The organism is Metabacillus endolithicus (assembly GCF_023078335.1).
In the GTDB taxonomy this organism is placed as follows: domain Bacteria; phylum Bacillota; class Bacilli; order Bacillales; family Bacillaceae; genus Metabacillus; species Metabacillus endolithicus.
On record NZ_CP095550.1, the window covers coordinates 4485088 to 4499968 of the forward strand.

The 14881-nt window shown below is 34.0% G+C and carries 19 protein-coding genes and 2 pseudogenes; 13 read left to right on the top strand and 8 right to left on the bottom strand.

What is annotated here, in order from left to right; all coding sequences use genetic code 11:
• Window positions 1–9: 9 nt before the first annotated feature.
• A complete protein-coding gene (locus MVE64_RS22725; protein WP_098798087.1) occupies window positions 10–384 on the bottom strand; it encodes a hypothetical protein in 375 nt (124 codons plus the stop codon).
• Window positions 385–643: 259 nt separating this feature from the next.
• Between MVE64_RS22725 and MVE64_RS22730 the strand changes: the two genes are divergently transcribed.
• On the top strand, window positions 644–892 hold the full coding sequence (locus MVE64_RS22730; protein ID WP_141549717.1) for a hypothetical protein: 249 nt from the start codon (window positions 644–646) through the stop codon (window positions 890–892).
• Between the two features lie 122 nt (window positions 893–1014).
• Here MVE64_RS22730 and MVE64_RS27585 read toward each other — a convergent pair.
• A pseudogene (locus tag MVE64_RS27585) lies at window positions 1015–1191 on the bottom strand (BCCT family transporter); the annotation flags it as partial.
• 251 nt (window positions 1192–1442) lie between these two features.
• Between MVE64_RS27585 and MVE64_RS22740 the strand changes: the two are divergent.
• The 4 genes from MVE64_RS22740 to MVE64_RS22755 all read left to right on the top strand — a co-directional run bounded on the left by MVE64_RS22740 (window position 1443) and on the right by MVE64_RS22755 (window position 4124).
• The gene (locus tag MVE64_RS22740; protein ID WP_247341482.1) at window positions 1443–2861 is read left to right on the top strand and encodes a tetratricopeptide repeat protein; all 1419 of its coding nucleotides are present in this window, start codon (window positions 1443–1445) and stop codon (window positions 2859–2861) included.
• A gap of 112 nt (window positions 2862–2973) precedes the next feature.
• On the top strand, window positions 2974–3168 hold the full coding sequence (locus MVE64_RS22745; protein WP_247341484.1) for a hypothetical protein: 195 nt from the start codon (window positions 2974–2976) through the stop codon (window positions 3166–3168).
• A 36-nt stretch (window positions 3169–3204) separates the two neighbouring features.
• Window positions 3205–3672: a hypothetical protein gene (locus MVE64_RS22750; protein WP_247341486.1), complete on the top strand. Its 468-nt coding sequence runs from the start codon at window positions 3205–3207 to the stop codon at window positions 3670–3672.
• Between the two features lie 311 nt (window positions 3673–3983).
• Entirely contained in the window at window positions 3984–4124 is a 141-nt protein-coding gene (locus MVE64_RS22755) for a GapA-binding peptide SR1P (RefSeq protein WP_231309442.1), read from the top strand.
• Between the two features lie 237 nt (window positions 4125–4361).
• Here MVE64_RS22755 and MVE64_RS22760 read toward each other — a convergent pair whose 3' ends face one another.
• The gene (locus tag MVE64_RS22760) at window positions 4362–5837 is read right to left on the bottom strand and encodes an aminotransferase class I/II-fold pyridoxal phosphate-dependent enzyme (RefSeq protein ID WP_247341488.1); all 1476 of its coding nucleotides are present in this window, start codon (window positions 5835–5837) and stop codon (window positions 4362–4364) included.
• A gap of 275 nt (window positions 5838–6112) precedes the next feature.
• On the opposite strand from MVE64_RS22760, the pseudogene MVE64_RS22765 reads away from it, so the two are divergent.
• Together MVE64_RS22765 and MVE64_RS22770 are read left to right on the top strand one after the other, a co-directional pair.
• Window positions 6113–7068, top strand: a pseudogene (locus MVE64_RS22765) (NAD(P)H-dependent flavin oxidoreductase).
• 34 nt (window positions 7069–7102) lie between these two features.
• Window positions 7103–7372: a UPF0223 family protein gene (locus tag MVE64_RS22770; protein ID WP_098799387.1), complete on the top strand. Its 270-nt coding sequence runs from the start codon at window positions 7103–7105 to the stop codon at window positions 7370–7372.
• Window positions 7373–7437: 65 nt separating this feature from the next.
• Here the strand turns inward: MVE64_RS22770 and MVE64_RS22775 are convergent, their stop codons facing one another.
• Complete coding sequence (locus MVE64_RS22775) at window positions 7438–8058, bottom strand: YktB family protein (protein ID WP_247341489.1); 621 nt, start codon at window positions 8056–8058, stop codon at window positions 7438–7440.
• Window positions 8059–8405: 347 nt separating this feature from the next.
• Between MVE64_RS22775 and MVE64_RS22780 the strand changes: the two genes are divergently transcribed.
• From MVE64_RS22780 to MVE64_RS22790, 3 genes are all read left to right on the top strand, one after another.
• Complete coding sequence (locus MVE64_RS22780; RefSeq protein WP_098799389.1) at window positions 8406–8594, top strand: hypothetical protein; 189 nt, start codon at window positions 8406–8408, stop codon at window positions 8592–8594.
• 143 nt (window positions 8595–8737) lie between these two features.
• Window positions 8738–9529: an inositol monophosphatase family protein gene (locus tag MVE64_RS22785; protein ID WP_247341491.1), complete on the top strand. Its 792-nt coding sequence runs from the start codon at window positions 8738–8740 to the stop codon at window positions 9527–9529.
• Window positions 9526–9990, top strand: a complete 465-nt coding sequence (locus MVE64_RS22790; protein WP_247341493.1) for a GNAT family N-acetyltransferase — start codon at window positions 9526–9528, stop codon at window positions 9988–9990. Before MVE64_RS22785 ends, MVE64_RS22790 begins: the two co-directional genes overlap by 4 nt.
• Window positions 9991–10047: 57 nt before the next feature.
• Here MVE64_RS22790 and MVE64_RS22795 read toward each other — a convergent pair whose 3' ends face one another.
• Window positions 10048–10221 (bottom strand): DUF5325 family protein, encoded by a 174-nt coding sequence (locus tag MVE64_RS22795; protein WP_247341495.1) that lies wholly within the window; start codon window positions 10219–10221, stop codon window positions 10048–10050.
• 235 nt (window positions 10222–10456) lie between these two features.
• On the opposite strand from MVE64_RS22795, the gene typA reads away from it, so the two are divergent.
• Together typA and MVE64_RS22805 are read left to right on the top strand one after the other, a co-directional pair.
• A complete protein-coding gene (typA, locus tag MVE64_RS22800; RefSeq protein WP_247341497.1) occupies window positions 10457–12298 on the top strand; it encodes a translational GTPase TypA in 1842 nt (613 codons plus the stop codon).
• 206 nt (window positions 12299–12504) lie between these two features.
• Window positions 12505–12825 carry a YlaH-like family protein gene (locus tag MVE64_RS22805; protein ID WP_247341499.1) on the top strand — a complete coding sequence of 107 codons (321 nt, stop codon included), beginning with the start codon at window positions 12505–12507 and terminating at the stop codon, window positions 12823–12825.
• A gap of 24 nt (window positions 12826–12849) precedes the next feature.
• On the opposite strand, the gene MVE64_RS22810 is transcribed toward MVE64_RS22805, so the two are convergent.
• Complete coding sequence (locus MVE64_RS22810; protein WP_247341501.1) at window positions 12850–13179, bottom strand: hypothetical protein; 330 nt, start codon at window positions 13177–13179, stop codon at window positions 12850–12852.
• Window positions 13180–13282: 103 nt separating this feature from the next.
• Window positions 13283–13483 (bottom strand): YlaI family protein, encoded by a 201-nt coding sequence (locus MVE64_RS22815; RefSeq protein ID WP_098799396.1) that lies wholly within the window; start codon window positions 13481–13483, stop codon window positions 13283–13285.
• Between the two features lie 156 nt (window positions 13484–13639).
• Here MVE64_RS22815 and MVE64_RS22820 point away from each other — a divergent pair, with 156 nt between their 5' ends.
• Window positions 13640–14098 (top strand): pyridoxamine 5'-phosphate oxidase family protein, encoded by a 459-nt coding sequence (locus tag MVE64_RS22820; protein ID WP_247341502.1) that lies wholly within the window; start codon window positions 13640–13642, stop codon window positions 14096–14098.
• Between the two features lie 130 nt (window positions 14099–14228).
• On the opposite strand, the gene MVE64_RS22825 is transcribed toward MVE64_RS22820, so the two are convergent.
• Window positions 14229–14834, bottom strand: a complete 606-nt coding sequence (locus MVE64_RS22825) for a YhcN/YlaJ family sporulation lipoprotein (RefSeq protein ID WP_247341504.1) — start codon at window positions 14832–14834, stop codon at window positions 14229–14231.
• Between the last annotated feature and the right edge of the window lie 47 nt (window positions 14835–14881).

The following is a 14881-nucleotide window of genomic DNA, read 5'->3' on the forward strand; positions in this document are numbered from 1 at the left end:
TATTTATTTCTATTTCGATAGAGCGCTTGAAACAGGCTCTAATATATCTTCTTTTGATACAACGGTTCCTTCGATTTGTACTAAAACTTGTTTCTTATCAATAACAAGAAGCGATGGGAAAGTTTCGATTTCGAATTGATTATGATCTGTTTTCTCTGAGATTATTTTCATATTCTCAAATTCCTCTGGAAAATTCTTTTTAATGTCCAATAAGGCATCATAATAGACTGCTTCACGTTGAATATTTTCATCATCGGAAAAAAACACTAGTTGTTTGTCTTGTGGAATATCTTCATTTAAGGGACCTTCTGAAAACAGCAAATTTTCACATGAAGAAAGAACAATGACTGGTATGATGAAGGCAATAAGTATTGATCTTTTCATCCATGTCCACCTCTTTTTAATAGAATAAAATAGAACGAAATAATTATTTATGTCAGAATTTCACTTATAAAATTCAAAAATATGTATCTAAATTAAACACATTTTATCATAATAATTCAATTTTCTTCCTGTTGTCATCTATTTGTTACATAAATGAAAAATATAATGAAGTTTCTATACAAAAAATTAAGATTAAGTTTCAAAATCCCTGAAAGAATCTTATGTTTTTGCATAAGAATTGATAAAGGGGGAGGATGAAATGAAAAAAACATGGAGCTTGCTTTCTGTTACTCATCTCCTTTTGTGGAGTAGCTATAGCGTAATAGAATGGCTTTCAAAAAAAGATAGCTTTTTAGCAAAAATTATCTTATTGGTCATGTTTTTCTATCTTTCATATTTAATTGCTTATACTTTAATAAAGGCGAGGAAAAATGCGATATACTTTTCTCTTTTTTCTCTCCTGCTATTTGCTATTGCAAATCAAATTATTTTGTTTATTTCGGATTGAAAAAATGAGTACCATATTGGTACCCATTTTACTTTTTAACAATATTTTCTTGTTGCAATGATTTTAATAATGAGAAAACCATCAGGATCATATTCACTGCAAAGGAAAGTGATCTAATACTGCAAACGGAGCTCCAATACTACGTTTAAGTTACTTAAATATTTAATTCCTTTAAATAAATAAGAAACACCTCCGCTTATTTGAGCAGTGCCCCAAAAGCCTAAAGAAGTGGCTACCCCAAAAACAGTCGCAAATACAGCAATAAAATTAATTAGAATCCCAGTTTTGCCATCAACTTTATCATATTACTCATTATTCCATTTTGTTCTTTTCTAAATCGCAAGCCTATACGAAAATCATGATGGATAAAGGAAATTTCAATGATATCCAATAACGTCTAGTAAGCCTTGAATATCTCTTTATTTACTTTGCTAAAAATATAGACTATTTCATAGTTTTTCTATATTTCTGACACTTGTTTCTGTTTTAAATCATAGATTATCACTGTATTTTTAAAATACGAATGTTGATTGGAGGTTTGATATGTTCCATGAATTCTTATGAAAATTTAGAGGAATATTGGGAGGAACAGTTTGATAAAGGTGTAGAGTGTTATTACAAGGCAATTAAGGGAGATAAAAAAGCAGGTATTGAAGCACATCGTCTTTTTGAGGAACTTTTAAGAGAAGATCCCAATAATACGGAATTAATGGCTTATTTTGGATCAGTAAAGGCTTTGCGAGCAAGAGACACATTTGATCTGAGAGAGAAAGGTAAATACGCAAATGAAGGTCTAAAGTTGCTTGATGTAGCCGTATTAAAAGATCCTTCTAATGCATTAATTCGAACATTACGAGGAAATGTTGCCAATAACTTGCCTGAAAGTCGATTTCATAGAACGGAAACAGCAATTGAGGATTTTGAACGTATTATAAACATGTATGAACGCAATTCTTATGGAATTCCACAAACACTATGTATTGAAACAATGAAGAGTTTAATTACTGCGTATGAACGTTTAGGTAAGATAGAAGAAGCCACGGAGGTAGCAAATAAATTATTAGATATAGATTCTTCATATCAAATACCTAAGTTTAATAGCAAATTAACATCTTTACCAGTAGCTAATATAAATGACCCTATTAATGATGAAATTCATTCTTTATATACTATGGCAATTTGTAGTGATGAGGTCTCTTTACTTAAGGTGATGAAAAAAGTCTCACGATTAATGGATAAAGATTCTAATAATCCAATTTTACAAGCTTACAATGTTCATTTGAACTCAATTAAAAATAGTCATAGTTTTGCCGGTATGGTTGAACTATTCACAAATGCTTATAAGACTGCAAATCTATTAGATAAGCTTGTAAGTGAATATCCTACAACTTATAAAATACGATATGTGAGGGCGATGCAAAGTTATCGATTGCCAGAGTTTTTCTTTTTTCGATCTTCAACTGCTGCACGTGATTTTCAATATTTATCAGCTCAGTATGAAAAAGATCCTACTATTTTTTCTTTGGCTATCTATGAAGATATCCTACTTAGGCTTGGAGAATGCTTTGTTCGATTAGATATGGTAGAGGAAGCAGTAAAACAATGGCATAAACTTGTTGAATTTTCATCAAATAAAGAGATTGTTACCAAAGCCAACGAATTAATTAACGTCTTTTCATTTGAAGAGCTAATACTTGATGAAATAATGAAAAAACCAAAGGAACAATTATATGAATCTGCATTAAAACTTCATGATATTGGTGTGAACGGTAATGAAAAGGCAGCAAAACAATCACTGGCACTATGGGAATTCATTCAAAAAGAATATAGCAGCTGCCCGGTAGCAAAGTTTTATTATTCCGCGTCGTTAACCTTACTGGGTCGATTCTTCTCGGATCCTTATGAGGTCTTTAGCCAATCTATAAAAGGAATTTTTAAAGAAACTAAATACATCTATTCCGATCAATGATCCAAGGTATATTCAACTTCTTTTACATCGAGCCTATATACAATTTAGCCTGCCAGATACTTTCTTTCGTTGTAGTGATCAGATAATTAAGGATTTTGAAGCAGTTATTAAAATGTATCAAAGTAGCACAGATATTGATATAACCCAAAGTCAATATTTAAAGGTATTAGCTGATCTTGGAACTGTTTATGAGAAAAAACATTTTGTTCATAAAGCCAAAGAAATTTGGTCTGAACTTGCTAAGGAAGATGAAAGTTTATTTTATTCGGAGTTTTTGACTGAAAAAGGAATACGTATTGAGGATTAATCTTTGTTCGTACAACATAAAAAATAGGAGGCTATTATGGCTAATAATACAGAATGGAATCTTCGTTTTAATGAGGCTGTTGAGCTTTATCATAAAGGTGTAAAGGGAAATAAAAAAGCTGCACAGCAGGCATATCATTTATTTGAAACGTTAGCAAGTGAAAAACCAAATCACATAGAATCATTAGGATATTACGGAAGTGCTACAGCACTTTTAGCGAGAGATACCCCAATCCCTAAAGATAAGAAAAAATATGCATTAGAAGGTTTGAAAATGCTGGATCAAGCTGTTTCGAAAGAACCAAAAAATTATACAATACGTATTCTGCGAGGTAATGTATGTGCAAAAATGCCTGAATCAGTTTTTCATCGTACTTCAACTGCGATTGAAGACTTTGAGATGTTAGTGGATGCTTATAAAAATGACTCAACAGTACTATCGGAAAACACTTATCAATCTATATTAAATGAATTGGAAAAGGCAAAAAAAAGAATAAAATATTAGGTAATAAACGTTAGATTGTGTCACTCTATTCCTTGAAAAAGAGTGACCTTTTTTTATCTAAAGCTTAGTGAATAAAAATTGTTACTTAAGAATGTAATAATCACTTTATCCAGATTATATTCTGCTCTAACTAAAAAGATACATCCTAATTAACAAATACTTAAAGTAATCAATAAACAAATGTGTTATACAATTAACTATTGACTATTTAAATGTGACATATTATTATGGGTATAACGAGTTAATTAAACGCTTTCAGAGATTAGGAGAATTAAAGAGTTTTATTATCTAGAGTGAAAAGGGGTATGGAGATGGGAACAATCGTATGTCAGCACTGCAGCTCTACAATCGGTCATGTAGAAGGAGAAAAAGTGACAACTTTATATGGTAAATGTAGTCATAATGATTGTTGTAGCCAAAACCAGCAACGAAGCTCAGTAAAGGTCAAATAAAAGGGGTTATATATAAAAGGGAAGATTGACTATGAATTCTAATTCAGTACTGGAAAATTGTACTGAAAAAATTAGCTCAAGTACTTGTAAAGGTACTTGAGCTTTGTTTTGTACTACCAGAAAGTTAAGAATTTATGGATGAAGGATAAGAAAAGCTAAGCTAAGGCTAACACTTGGGCGACCAGCTAAGCTCTTCCAATCTAAAATACGTTTAGAATTCCCAAAAAGGGAGGGGTTTTATCTAATTGCTCTATGTTCTTTAATCACTCGTATTTTGTTAAGCGTAGGATCCTCAGGACCTTGAACTGGTAAACCTACTTCTAAGTTTTTCTTAATATATGTTAAATTTTCTTCAGTAATGATTTCCCCTGGAATGAAAATTGGTATGCCTGGAGGGTAAACCATGATAAACTCAGCAATAATTCTACCTGCGGATTCTTCAAAGGACACAATTTCAGTTTCCGAATAAAATGCATCTCTCGGTGTAAGCGCAAGTACTGGAATATCAGGTAATAAAATGCGTTCTTTTACATCATCGTGCTCTTTCATTGCATTAAATTCTGAAGATAGCTCATTTAATGCTTTAATCAATGTATCAACATCATTTTTCGTATCCCCAGGTGTAATAATACAAAGGATATTGTACAAATCAGATAATTCTACTTCAATTAGGTATTTTTCTCGAAGCCATTTTTCAACATCATAGCCTGTAATACCAAGTTCATAAACTGGAATAATCAATTTTGTTGGGTCATAATCAAATGTTGCTTTAGTACCTAATATTTCTTTACCTATACAAGATATGTTAGGAATTTCGTTTATTTTATCTCTTGTATAATTAGCCAACTCAATCGTTTTCTGAATAAGTTCATGCCCTTCGGTTGCCAATCGTTTTCTTGCAACATCAAGTGAAGCAAGAAGCAAGTACGAAGTTGAGGTGGTTGTCATCATACTTAAAATGGATTGAACACGTTGTGGTGATACAAGTCCTTCTCTTACATTTAATACAGAGCTTTGAGTCATTGAACCACCTAGTTTATGGACACTAGTTGCGGCCATATCGGCACCTGCTTGCATTGCACTTAAAGGTAAATCTTCATGAAAATGTATATGCACACCATGTGCCTCATCGACTAAAACTGGAACTGAGTATGAATGAGCAATTTCAACGATTTTCTTTAAATCAGCAGAAATCCCAAAATAGGTAGGATTTATTACAAGTACACCTTTTGCGTCAGGGTGTTGTTCTAGTGCTTTTTCAACAGCATCCGTTGTTATGCCGTGAGAAATACCGAGGTTTTTATCAATTTCAGGATGTATGAAAATAGGTGTTGCGCCTGAAAAGACAATGGCAGACATAACGGATTTATGAACATTCCTAGGAACGATAATCTTATCTCCAGGCCCACAAACAGTCATAACCATTGTCATAATGGCACCACTCGTTCCTTGAACGGAGAAAAATGTATGATCAGCACCAAATGCTTCCGCTGCTAAGTCTTGAGCTCTTTTTATCATTCCTTTAGGGGCATGGAGGTCATCTAAAGGTCCGATATTAATTAAATCGATTGATAAGGCGTTATCACCAATAAATTGTCTAAATTCAGGATCAATCCCTGCTCCTTTTTTATGTCCCGGAATATGAAACTGAATAGGGTCTTTTTTTGCATGTTCAATTAAACCAGTGAACAATGGTGTTTCTTTTTGTGACAAAGTTGTTCCCACCTTCTTTTTTGAAAGATATTATTGTGTTTTTATGACATCAAAAGCAACGGATGATGTTTAGCGTCTATTATGTATGAGATCCGATACTTTTAAGTTTTACATGTATTACATAAGTTTATGTCGAAATCTGCGTTATTATTAGACATAAAACAAATGAATTATATCGCTATCAATAAAGTCAGTCAACAGAAAAGATTAAATAAAAAGATAGAAGGGAGAAATTAGCCAGTCTAGAATAGTTATTTAATAAAGGAGGGGAAGAAATGAATTGGAGAACAAGAGTAACTGATGTTTTGGGGATTCAATATCCTATTATCCAGGGGGGTTAGCGTACTTAGCCTATTCAGATTTAGCTGCAGCTGTTTCAAATGCTGGTGGGTTAGGGCAAATTACAGCTATGTCACTTGGAACAACTGATGCACTCCGTAATGAAATTAAAAAGATACGTAATAAAACATCAAAACCGTTTGGCGTGAATTTTGCAATCGGCCAACACGGAAAAGGGTATGAAGAGCTAGTACAAGTAGCGATTGAGGAAGATGTTCCAGTGATCTCTATGACAGGTGGAAATCCCAGTCCTATTTTTGATTTACTTAAAGGCACGGAAATAAAAAAACTGGTTTTAGTAGCAGCAAAACGGCAGGCAATCAAAGCAGAAGAGTTGGGTGCAGATGCTGTAATGGTAGTAGGACAAGAAGGCGGGGGACATCTTGGAAGAACAGATGTAGGTACTATGGTGTTAGTTCCTCAAGTAGTCGACGCTGTCAAAATACCTGTTATTGCTTCAGGTGGGATTGCTGATGGTAGAGGTTTAATGGCTGCTTTAAGCTTAGGAGCTGAAGGAATTGAAATGGGCACTAGATTTATTGCTACGAAAGAATGCATTCATGCACACCCTGTTTATAAGAAAGCATTAATTGATGGAGATGAAAACAGTACAGTTGTTATTAAAAAGTCACTTGGAGCACCTGCTCGGGCAATTGCTAATGAATGGACGGACAGAATCTTAGAAATTGAAAAGAATTCTGGTGGGTATGAAGAATTAAGAACTTATATTAGTGGGGGAGCTAACAAAAGATACATATATGATGGTAAGATAAATGATGGGTTTGCATGGGCAGGGCAAGTAATGGGGTTAATATCAGACATACCTTCTGTACAAGAGCTGGTTAGTCGAATTATTAAAGAGGCGGAAACAATCCGTAAAGAATGGACATAATGTTCATAGACACAGTGGAAGTGAGGCATTATACATGGAATATCAATATCCTATTTCTCTAGACTGGAACACAGAGGAAACAGTTGATGTGATTCATTTTTTTGAATGTATTGAGAAAGCATATGAAAATGGAATCGATCGGACAGTACTAATGACAGCATATCGAAGATTTAAAGAGATTGTGCCAAGTAAGGCGGAAGAAAAGACAATATGCAATGAGTTTGAAGAAGTGAGCGGTTATTCATCCTATCGCGTGATCAAAAAAGCAAAAGATGCTGAAGAAGTTCATTTATTGAAAATGTAAGAATCAAAACGTCCAAAGTAGTAAAAGTACTTTGGACGTTTTGTTATCACAAACGATTTGTTTTTTTATTTATCGAACGACAGCTTATAAAGAGGAAGTAATGTCTCATATGTTTCACGAATAACTTCATATAACTTATCTCCGTCTCCTACAATTGGGTCTTCCGCTCGGAAATGACGACCAATAAGAAATTCCGCTTTTTTTACATCTCTAAATCTTTCTAAAGCTTTTTTTAAATCAGTTTCCTGAAGTGGCTTAGCATCTTTCTTTGTATGATCTAAAGAAACATAGTATTCTTCTGGTGTAATATCTACAACTTTATCAAGATGTTCTAAGAAATTTTTTGCAATATTTTCCTTGTTTGGTAATTCATAAATAAATGCCAACCAAATAAAAAGATGGTCATCAAATAATCCAACCTGAAAGTGAGGGTGCTGTTTATATCCACGTTTATTATCCGCAATAGCCAACCATGTATCTTTAGGTGGATTTACCGTTCTTCTTGCATGCTTTGCTATATGTAAAAACATTTCCTTTTGCAGCAAAGAAGCAAGATCATCTGTTAAAGCTTGTCCTAACTCATGGAATTTTGGTTGAATACGTCCTCGTATTGCTTCCATCCGTTCATCCAGACCATCTATTGTAAATGTTTCAAAATCTTCATTTGTGAACCCTTTAAACTTCATTGATCAAAGTTCCTCCTAGTTTATATCTAATTTTAATTTATAATTATTATAAACAATTTCCATCCTCTTTCCCAGTTATATGTCTTCCTTAAGTTTACCTTAAAAACGATTGATTATTTACTAGTTAAAACTACCCGAACGTACATTCCTGATATTCTCTTTTTAAAGTTTTAAAAAATAATTTGGTGGTATAGATTAGGTAAATACACAATTTTGTCTAATTGGTTCCAACTTTTTTTACGATCACATATTATATAAAAAAACTATTAAATCATTAAATGATTCTTTGAAATCGCTTTGTTGGTTACCTTGTTATAAAAAAGATGAAATGAAAGGGGCGGTAAAAAATGAAACAAATAGTTAAAACGAGTGGTCAGAAAATGATTAACAATCGTATTGGGGTGTTAAGACTCGAACTCGATTACGAATTAGCCTCCCTTTACGAAGCTATGCAGAATAAAGATCAAAAGAAAAAAATAGAGTGTAAGCAAAAACTAGAAAAGTTAAGAAAAGAGTGGATGAAACTTCAAGCTTAGTAGAGAAGAATATCTACAAACGAACCTTAGGTTAGGTTCGTTTTTACTGCGCGACAAAGTGTCAGATACTTGATTTCCGTTAATTCCATACAGTATGCTTAATATAGAAATGGTGATTTATTACATAGAAATGAGGTTACTTAATGACGAACTGGAAGGAATTAGATCAAAAGGCAAAACAGTGGGTGGAAGAAGCCGGTGAATTAATAAGAAACTCTTTTGATTCTGCCCTTTCTATACAGTACAAGTCAAACCCAAATGATTTGGTTACAAATATGGATAAAGAAGTAGAACAATATTTAATCAGTAAAATTCAAGAAACCTACCCTGATCACAAAATCCTTGGTGAAGAGGGATATGGTGATAAGGTGGAAAGTTTAGACGGAGTCGTGTGGATTATTGATCCAATTGATGGCACGATGAATTTTGTCCATCAGCAAAGAAACTTTGCTATATCTGTAGGAGTATATGGAGATGGTGTTGGTTACATAGGGTTAATCTATGATGTTGTACATAAAGAGCTTTATCATGCTTTTAGAGGAGAGGGTGCTTATATGAATGAGTTACCTTTGCCTAAACGTGATGAAGTGAAAATCGAGCAAGCTATATTAAGTGTAAGTCCGATGTGGGTAACAGAGAATAAACGGTTCGATCACCAATTAATTACCCCTATTGTTAAAAGGGTACGTGGTACAAGGTCTTATGGATCAGCAGCGCTTGAATGTGCATATGTTGCAGCGGGACGTTTAGATGCTTATATGACGATGAGATTGGCACCTTGGGACTTTGCGGCGGGTTTGGTTCTCCTAGAGGAAGTTGGTGCAAATGCATCAACATTATCAGGAGAAAAACTTGATCTATTAAATAAGAATAGCTTTTTTATTGGTGAACAATCATTACATCAATATATCCTTAAAGAATTTTTGGTAAAATGACAAAATTAACATCTCGTAAACTTGAGACTAGTGATTATCCGTTTTTCATGGATGTAGTTAGCACAAGTCTAGAATGGCAAGAGGAAGAATGTAAAGTTGAAGACCTTACTGAATACCTATCATCATACAAAATGTACAACGGTGAATGGAGGGTATGGTTGGATGGAAATCACCTTATAGGTATATCATATGTTTTGGAATGGTCTCCAGCTAACGAGAAGCCTTGGATTGGTACGATTATTGTTCATGAAAACTTTAGAGGAAAAGGATATGGAAAAGCCATACTAAATGAGATCGGAATGGTTTTAAGTGATAATGGACATAAAGCAATATTTGCGGGGTGTCCTATTCAGAGAGATTCTTGGCTTCTATTTCTTGGGAAATGTGGATTTGAGCAATTTAAGGTTGAAGAGGATGATACAACGCATAAAAAATTTATGATCTCTGTTAAGCCATTATAAAGAAAACTCGCCGAAGATGGCGAGTTTTCTTTAATTTCTAGAGAAAAGGAGAGGATCTTATATTAAGCCTTTTTCTCTCATTCTTTTTTTCATAATAAAACCAGTAGCCATTACAGCATTTAGACCAATGATGGCCAAAATAATTCCTAGGATGCTTCGTTCACCAACGGCCACTCCAATTCCAATCATAAAAGAGTAATTGCTAATACAGCTAATACAAGAAAAATCCATTTACCTTGTTTCATTAAAAATGACAGCTCCCAACCATGGCTTTGCCTAATTTTTGATTACTTCTTATAGTTTACTTAAAATCATTCGGCTTTTCTAGATTGTTTATGGTATAATATCGAAGGTGATTTTGAAATAATGAAAGTATTAACTCAGAATACTACAGGAATGAGCATTTTAAAACCATTTAGATAGCCTCTCATTCTTTGGTTATTATATATTTTTAGGAGATGAAATTGTGAAACTTCGAAATGATATTCGCAACATTGCTATTATTGCCCACGTTGACCACGGTAAAACTACTTTGGTTGACCAACTTTTACATCAGTCTGGAACATTCCGTACGAACGAGCAAGTTGCTGAACGTGCAATGGATTCAAACGACCTTGAGCGTGAGCGTGGAATTACAATCCTTGCAAAAAACACAGCAATAAACTATAAAGACAAACGTATTAACATTATGGATACGCCAGGACATGCTGACTTCGGTGGAGAAGTTGAACGTATTATGAAAATGGTTGACGGTGTATTACTTGTTGTTGATGCTTATGAAGGGTGTATGCCACAAACACGCTTCGTATTAAAGAAAGCATTAGAGCAAAACTTAACACCGATTGTTGTCGTAAACAAGATCGACCGTGATTTTGCACGTCCATCAGAAGTAGTTGATGAAGTATTAGATTTATTCATCGAGCTTGATGCAAATGAAGATCAATTAGAATTCCCGGTAGTGTTTGCTTCTGCTATTAATGGTACAGCAAGTACAAGTCCTAACCCGGCTGAGCAAGAAGAAAACATGGCTTCATTATTTGATGCTATTGTAGATCATATTCCTGCACCAGTTGATAACAAAGAAGAGCCTCTTCAATTCCAAGTAGCTTTGTTAGATTACAATGACTACGTAGGTCGTATCGGGATTGGACGTGTATTCCGTGGAACAATGAAGGTTGGACAACAAGTTTCTCTAATGAAAGTTGATGGTTCAATTAAAAACTTCCGTGTATCAAAGATTTTTGGTTTCCAAGGATTAAAACGTGTTGAAGTAGAACAAGCTGTCGCAGGGGACCTTGTTGCAGTATCAGGTATGGAAGATATCAATGTTGGTGAGACAGTATGTCCAGCTGAACATCAGGAAGCTCTTCCTATTCTACGTATAGATGAGCCTACATTACAAATGACATTTGCTGTAAATAACAGTCCGTTTGCTGGTCGTGAAGGTAAATTTGTTACAGCACGTAAAATTGAAGAGCGTTTATTAGCTCAATTACAAACAGATGTAAGTTTACGTGTTGATCCAACAGATTCACCAGATGCATGGGTTGTTTCTGGTCGTGGGGAGCTTCATTTATCAATCTTAATTGAAAACATGCGTCGTGAAGGATATGAATTACAAGTATCTAAACCAGAGGTTATTGTTAAGGAAATTGATGGAGTAAGATGTGAACCAGTAGAACGTGTACAAATTGATGTTCCTGAAGAGCACACTGGTTCTGTTATGGAATCTATCGGAGCTCGTAAAGGTGAAATGCTTGATATGATAAATAACGGTAATGGTCAAGTACGCTTAATATTTAATGTACCTGCTCGAGGGTTAATTGGATATTCAACTGAGTTCATGTCTTTAACTCGTGGATTTGGTATCATTAACCACACATTCGACAGCTACCAGCCAATGCAACCTGGTAAAGTAGGAGGACGTCGCCAAGGTGTTCTTGTTTCAATGGAGAATGGCAAGTCTACTACTTACGGTATTCAAGGTGTTGAGGACCGTGGAGTGATCTTCGTTGAAGCTGGTGTTGATGTATATGAAGGTATGATTGTTGGAGAACACACTCGTGAAAATGACCTTGTTGTTAATATTTGTAAGATGAAACAACAAACAAATATTCGTTCTGCTACTAAAGATCAAACGAGTACAATGAAAAAACCTCGTATTATGTCATTAGAAGAAGCCCTTGAGTATCTAAATGACGATGAATATTGTGAGTTAACTCCTGAATCGATTCGATTGAGAAAGAAAATTCTCGATAAAAATGAACGTGAAAAAGCAGCTAAAAAGAAAAAACTAGCTGGCATGTAATTGGAAAGCTAATTTGAAAGGCTGATTCTATTGTGTAGAATCAGCCTTTCACTTAAAGTAATGTTCATAGTTCAATTTGTGGATGGATGGTAACCTAACATAAGTAGACTCCAATTTACTAAAATGATGTAACAATTTATGTGTTAGTATATAATTAGAGTTTTTATACAGTTAGTAACTAGCAAGTAAACTTGTGAGGAGGGGACATGATGGATGTTTCAGAAAGACTTTCGTTTTTTCCTAGCCTGTACCAAGTTGTCGATAACCCGAAGCTTGGGATGTGGATGTTATATTTAACAATCTTATTTTTATCGATTCTTGTTTACAAACTTGGGTTTGCTAAAAAACTTCCAATTTTAAAATCGGCTGTTATATATACCTTTTTAGCCTTTGGTTGTACGGTATTAACATTTTTAGGGATCTTTTTACCAGTTGCAGAAGGTCTAGTAGTTGCAGCACTTATTTTAATTATTTATAAGATCAGGCTATATCAGTCAAAAAAACAAGAAGCAGAAGAAGTAAAATAAAGGTTCTGACAAAAGTCAGAACCTTTATTTTATAGTTGATTTAGAAAAAAATCGTAGCGGAATTGGTAGGATTAAGGCGTATAGTAAGTGTCCAAGTGTCCACCAAAGTATAGCTGTAAAGTCAAGTAACTCAGGTGTTTCTTTTATGGAAACTATTGTTAAAGGAAAATATAAAAAAACAGTTGGTACAGTTAAAAAACATGAGAGAAGAACTTGCTGCTTCACCTTTACTAGCTTAAGAAAATGAGTTAAAAAAACAAAGATTATACCGATCATAACAGATACTGCTAGATGAACAATAAATTCTAAGATTTCAGGAATATAACCAATATAAATAAAATCAATATTTAGCAATAGTGTGTAAACCTTAAGATTTGTTATTGTTTCGACTAATTTTAAAAACAAGTTCCCAATACTGTTCCGCTTATAAGTCCGGTAACGATCCCTTGAAAAATTCTCACCAGGTGTCTTCAGTCTTTTTATCTTGATAAAGCCGAAACTTACCGGTTGCAATTCGCTCATTTGTTTTTTCTGTAATTCTGTTTTGACAAGGATTACACATATATGTATGAATTGGACGGTTTCTAAGTCGTTTTGCAACTAATGTTTCATCGTCAATGTTTTCCACTGTATCACAAATAACACACTTAACTCTCATTTGGCACCTCTTTATTATATTAATATCTTTTACTAATTCTATTGGTCATATTATAACATAAAGCCTTTAAAAGGATTGAGAAGGAATGTTTTTAGTTGGAACCTTTTAGAAAAAAAGGTATGATATTTGTATATAAAATGGAAAGGGAGGATTCAGATGGCAAATAAAGTTGAACCAGTGTTAATTGTTCCCTTATTTAATGCTTTGCAACAAGAGCGGTATGTAACTTTGGCAACAATTGATAATGAAACGGGTTCTCCAAACATAAGTGCCATTTCTTGGGTTTTTGCTCCGGAAACTAATCGAATATTATTAGCAGTAGATGAACGCTCACGAATCATCGATAATATAAAGAAACATCCTGCAGTTGTTTTAAATGTAATCGCTAACGAATCTACATACTCCATTAACGGAAATGCACATGTTAAAGGGGAAAGGTTGGAAGAAGTTCCGCTAAAACTTGCTTTAATTGAACTATCTATAATCGAAGTTCGTGATGTTATGTTCTATGGTTCAAAAATTTCAGCTGAACCAAAATATGAAAAAACATATGATGAAAAAGCGGCATCTAAGTTAGATAAACAAGTATTAGATGCGTTAAAAAAACATCATTGAAAAGTGAATATATTATAGTCGTATTAGAAAAAAGACTGCTTGAAACAAGATGACCCTAACATCGCTAAATCGTATTAGGTATTCATAAATTGTTCCAGGCAGTCTTGTTTTAATTAAAAAAGTAATTGATTTACTTATCGTTTAAATGACCATTCGATTGATCTTGCTGTACTTTTTCTAACGACTTTTCTTCTTGATCATTTAGTTGATTTTTACTTTGCTCTGTTGGTTGTTTTTGCTGGTTATCTAAGATTTCAGACGGTACTTCTGGTACGACACGTCCTACAATGGCTGCTAACTCGTCTAAGATACCAACAACTGGTCTTCCTTCCTGAATTTCGTTGGCCATTTCACGCAGTCTAACGTTTGTATCTGCATCAGCAATGACGATTGCTCTTGCTCCATATGGATCATGCATTAAGCTTTCTGCAACTGTATATTTTATTGTTTCTACTTTATTACGATCAAGCTTTGAATTAACATCAATACCAATAACTGCAAATTGTCCAAGCACAACAGCTGTTGCATCGTTAACTTCAGGTATTTGAGTTGCAAGCTCCACAAGATGCTTTGAGATTTCTTGTCCTGTTTTACGATCAACATGCTCTTCTACGCTGTTTTTAACATTTATTGGTGTTTCGTTTCCGTCATTTTTTTGCGTATCATTGGCACCTTGGTCTTGATTGCAACCGGTTATGATGAGGAACGATAACAAAAGAATTGTAATGAATTTCATGAGATCACTCCTTAAGATTTTTTAGAAATAGTGTTATTCATTGAAGT

Coding starts and splice junctions, on each gene's coding strand:
- MVE64_RS22750 (WP_247341486.1), top strand. CDS start 3,205: ATGGCTAATAATACAGAATGGAATCTTCGTTTTAATGAGGCTGTTGAG.
- MVE64_RS22775 (WP_247341489.1), bottom strand. CDS start 8,058: ATGAAGTTTAAAGGGTTCACAAATGAAGATTTTGAAACATTTACAATA.
- MVE64_RS22745 (WP_247341484.1), top strand. CDS start 2,974: ATGTATCAAAGTAGCACAGATATTGATATAACCCAAAGTCAATATTTA.
- MVE64_RS22825 (WP_247341504.1), bottom strand. CDS start 14,834: ATGAAATTCATTACAATTCTTTTGTTATCGTTCCTCATCATAACCGGT.
- MVE64_RS22795 (WP_247341495.1), bottom strand. CDS start 10,221: ATGGATTTTTCTTGTATTAGCTGTATTAGCAATTACTCTTTTATGATT.
- MVE64_RS22740 (WP_247341482.1), top strand. CDS start 1,443: ATGAATTCTTATGAAAATTTAGAGGAATATTGGGAGGAACAGTTTGAT.
- MVE64_RS22815 (WP_098799396.1), bottom strand. CDS start 13,483: ATGAGAGTTAAGTGTGTTATTTGTGATACAGTGGAAAACATTGACGAT.
- MVE64_RS22770 (WP_098799387.1), top strand. CDS start 7,103: ATGGAATATCAATATCCTATTTCTCTAGACTGGAACACAGAGGAAACA.
- MVE64_RS22805 (WP_247341499.1), top strand. CDS start 12,505: ATGATGGATGTTTCAGAAAGACTTTCGTTTTTTCCTAGCCTGTACCAA.
- MVE64_RS22785 (WP_247341491.1), top strand. CDS start 8,738: ATGACGAACTGGAAGGAATTAGATCAAAAGGCAAAACAGTGGGTGGAA.
- MVE64_RS22730 (WP_141549717.1), top strand. CDS start 644: ATGAAAAAAACATGGAGCTTGCTTTCTGTTACTCATCTCCTTTTGTGG.
- MVE64_RS22820 (WP_247341502.1), top strand. CDS start 13,640: ATGGCAAATAAAGTTGAACCAGTGTTAATTGTTCCCTTATTTAATGCT.
- MVE64_RS22790 (WP_247341493.1), top strand. CDS start 9,526: ATGACAAAATTAACATCTCGTAAACTTGAGACTAGTGATTATCCGTTT.
- MVE64_RS22755 (WP_231309442.1), top strand. CDS start 3,984: ATGGGAACAATCGTATGTCAGCACTGCAGCTCTACAATCGGTCATGTA.
- MVE64_RS22780 (WP_098799389.1), top strand. CDS start 8,406: ATGAAACAAATAGTTAAAACGAGTGGTCAGAAAATGATTAACAATCGT.
- MVE64_RS22725 (WP_098798087.1), bottom strand. CDS start 384: ATGAAAAGATCAATACTTATTGCCTTCATCATACCAGTCATTGTTCTT.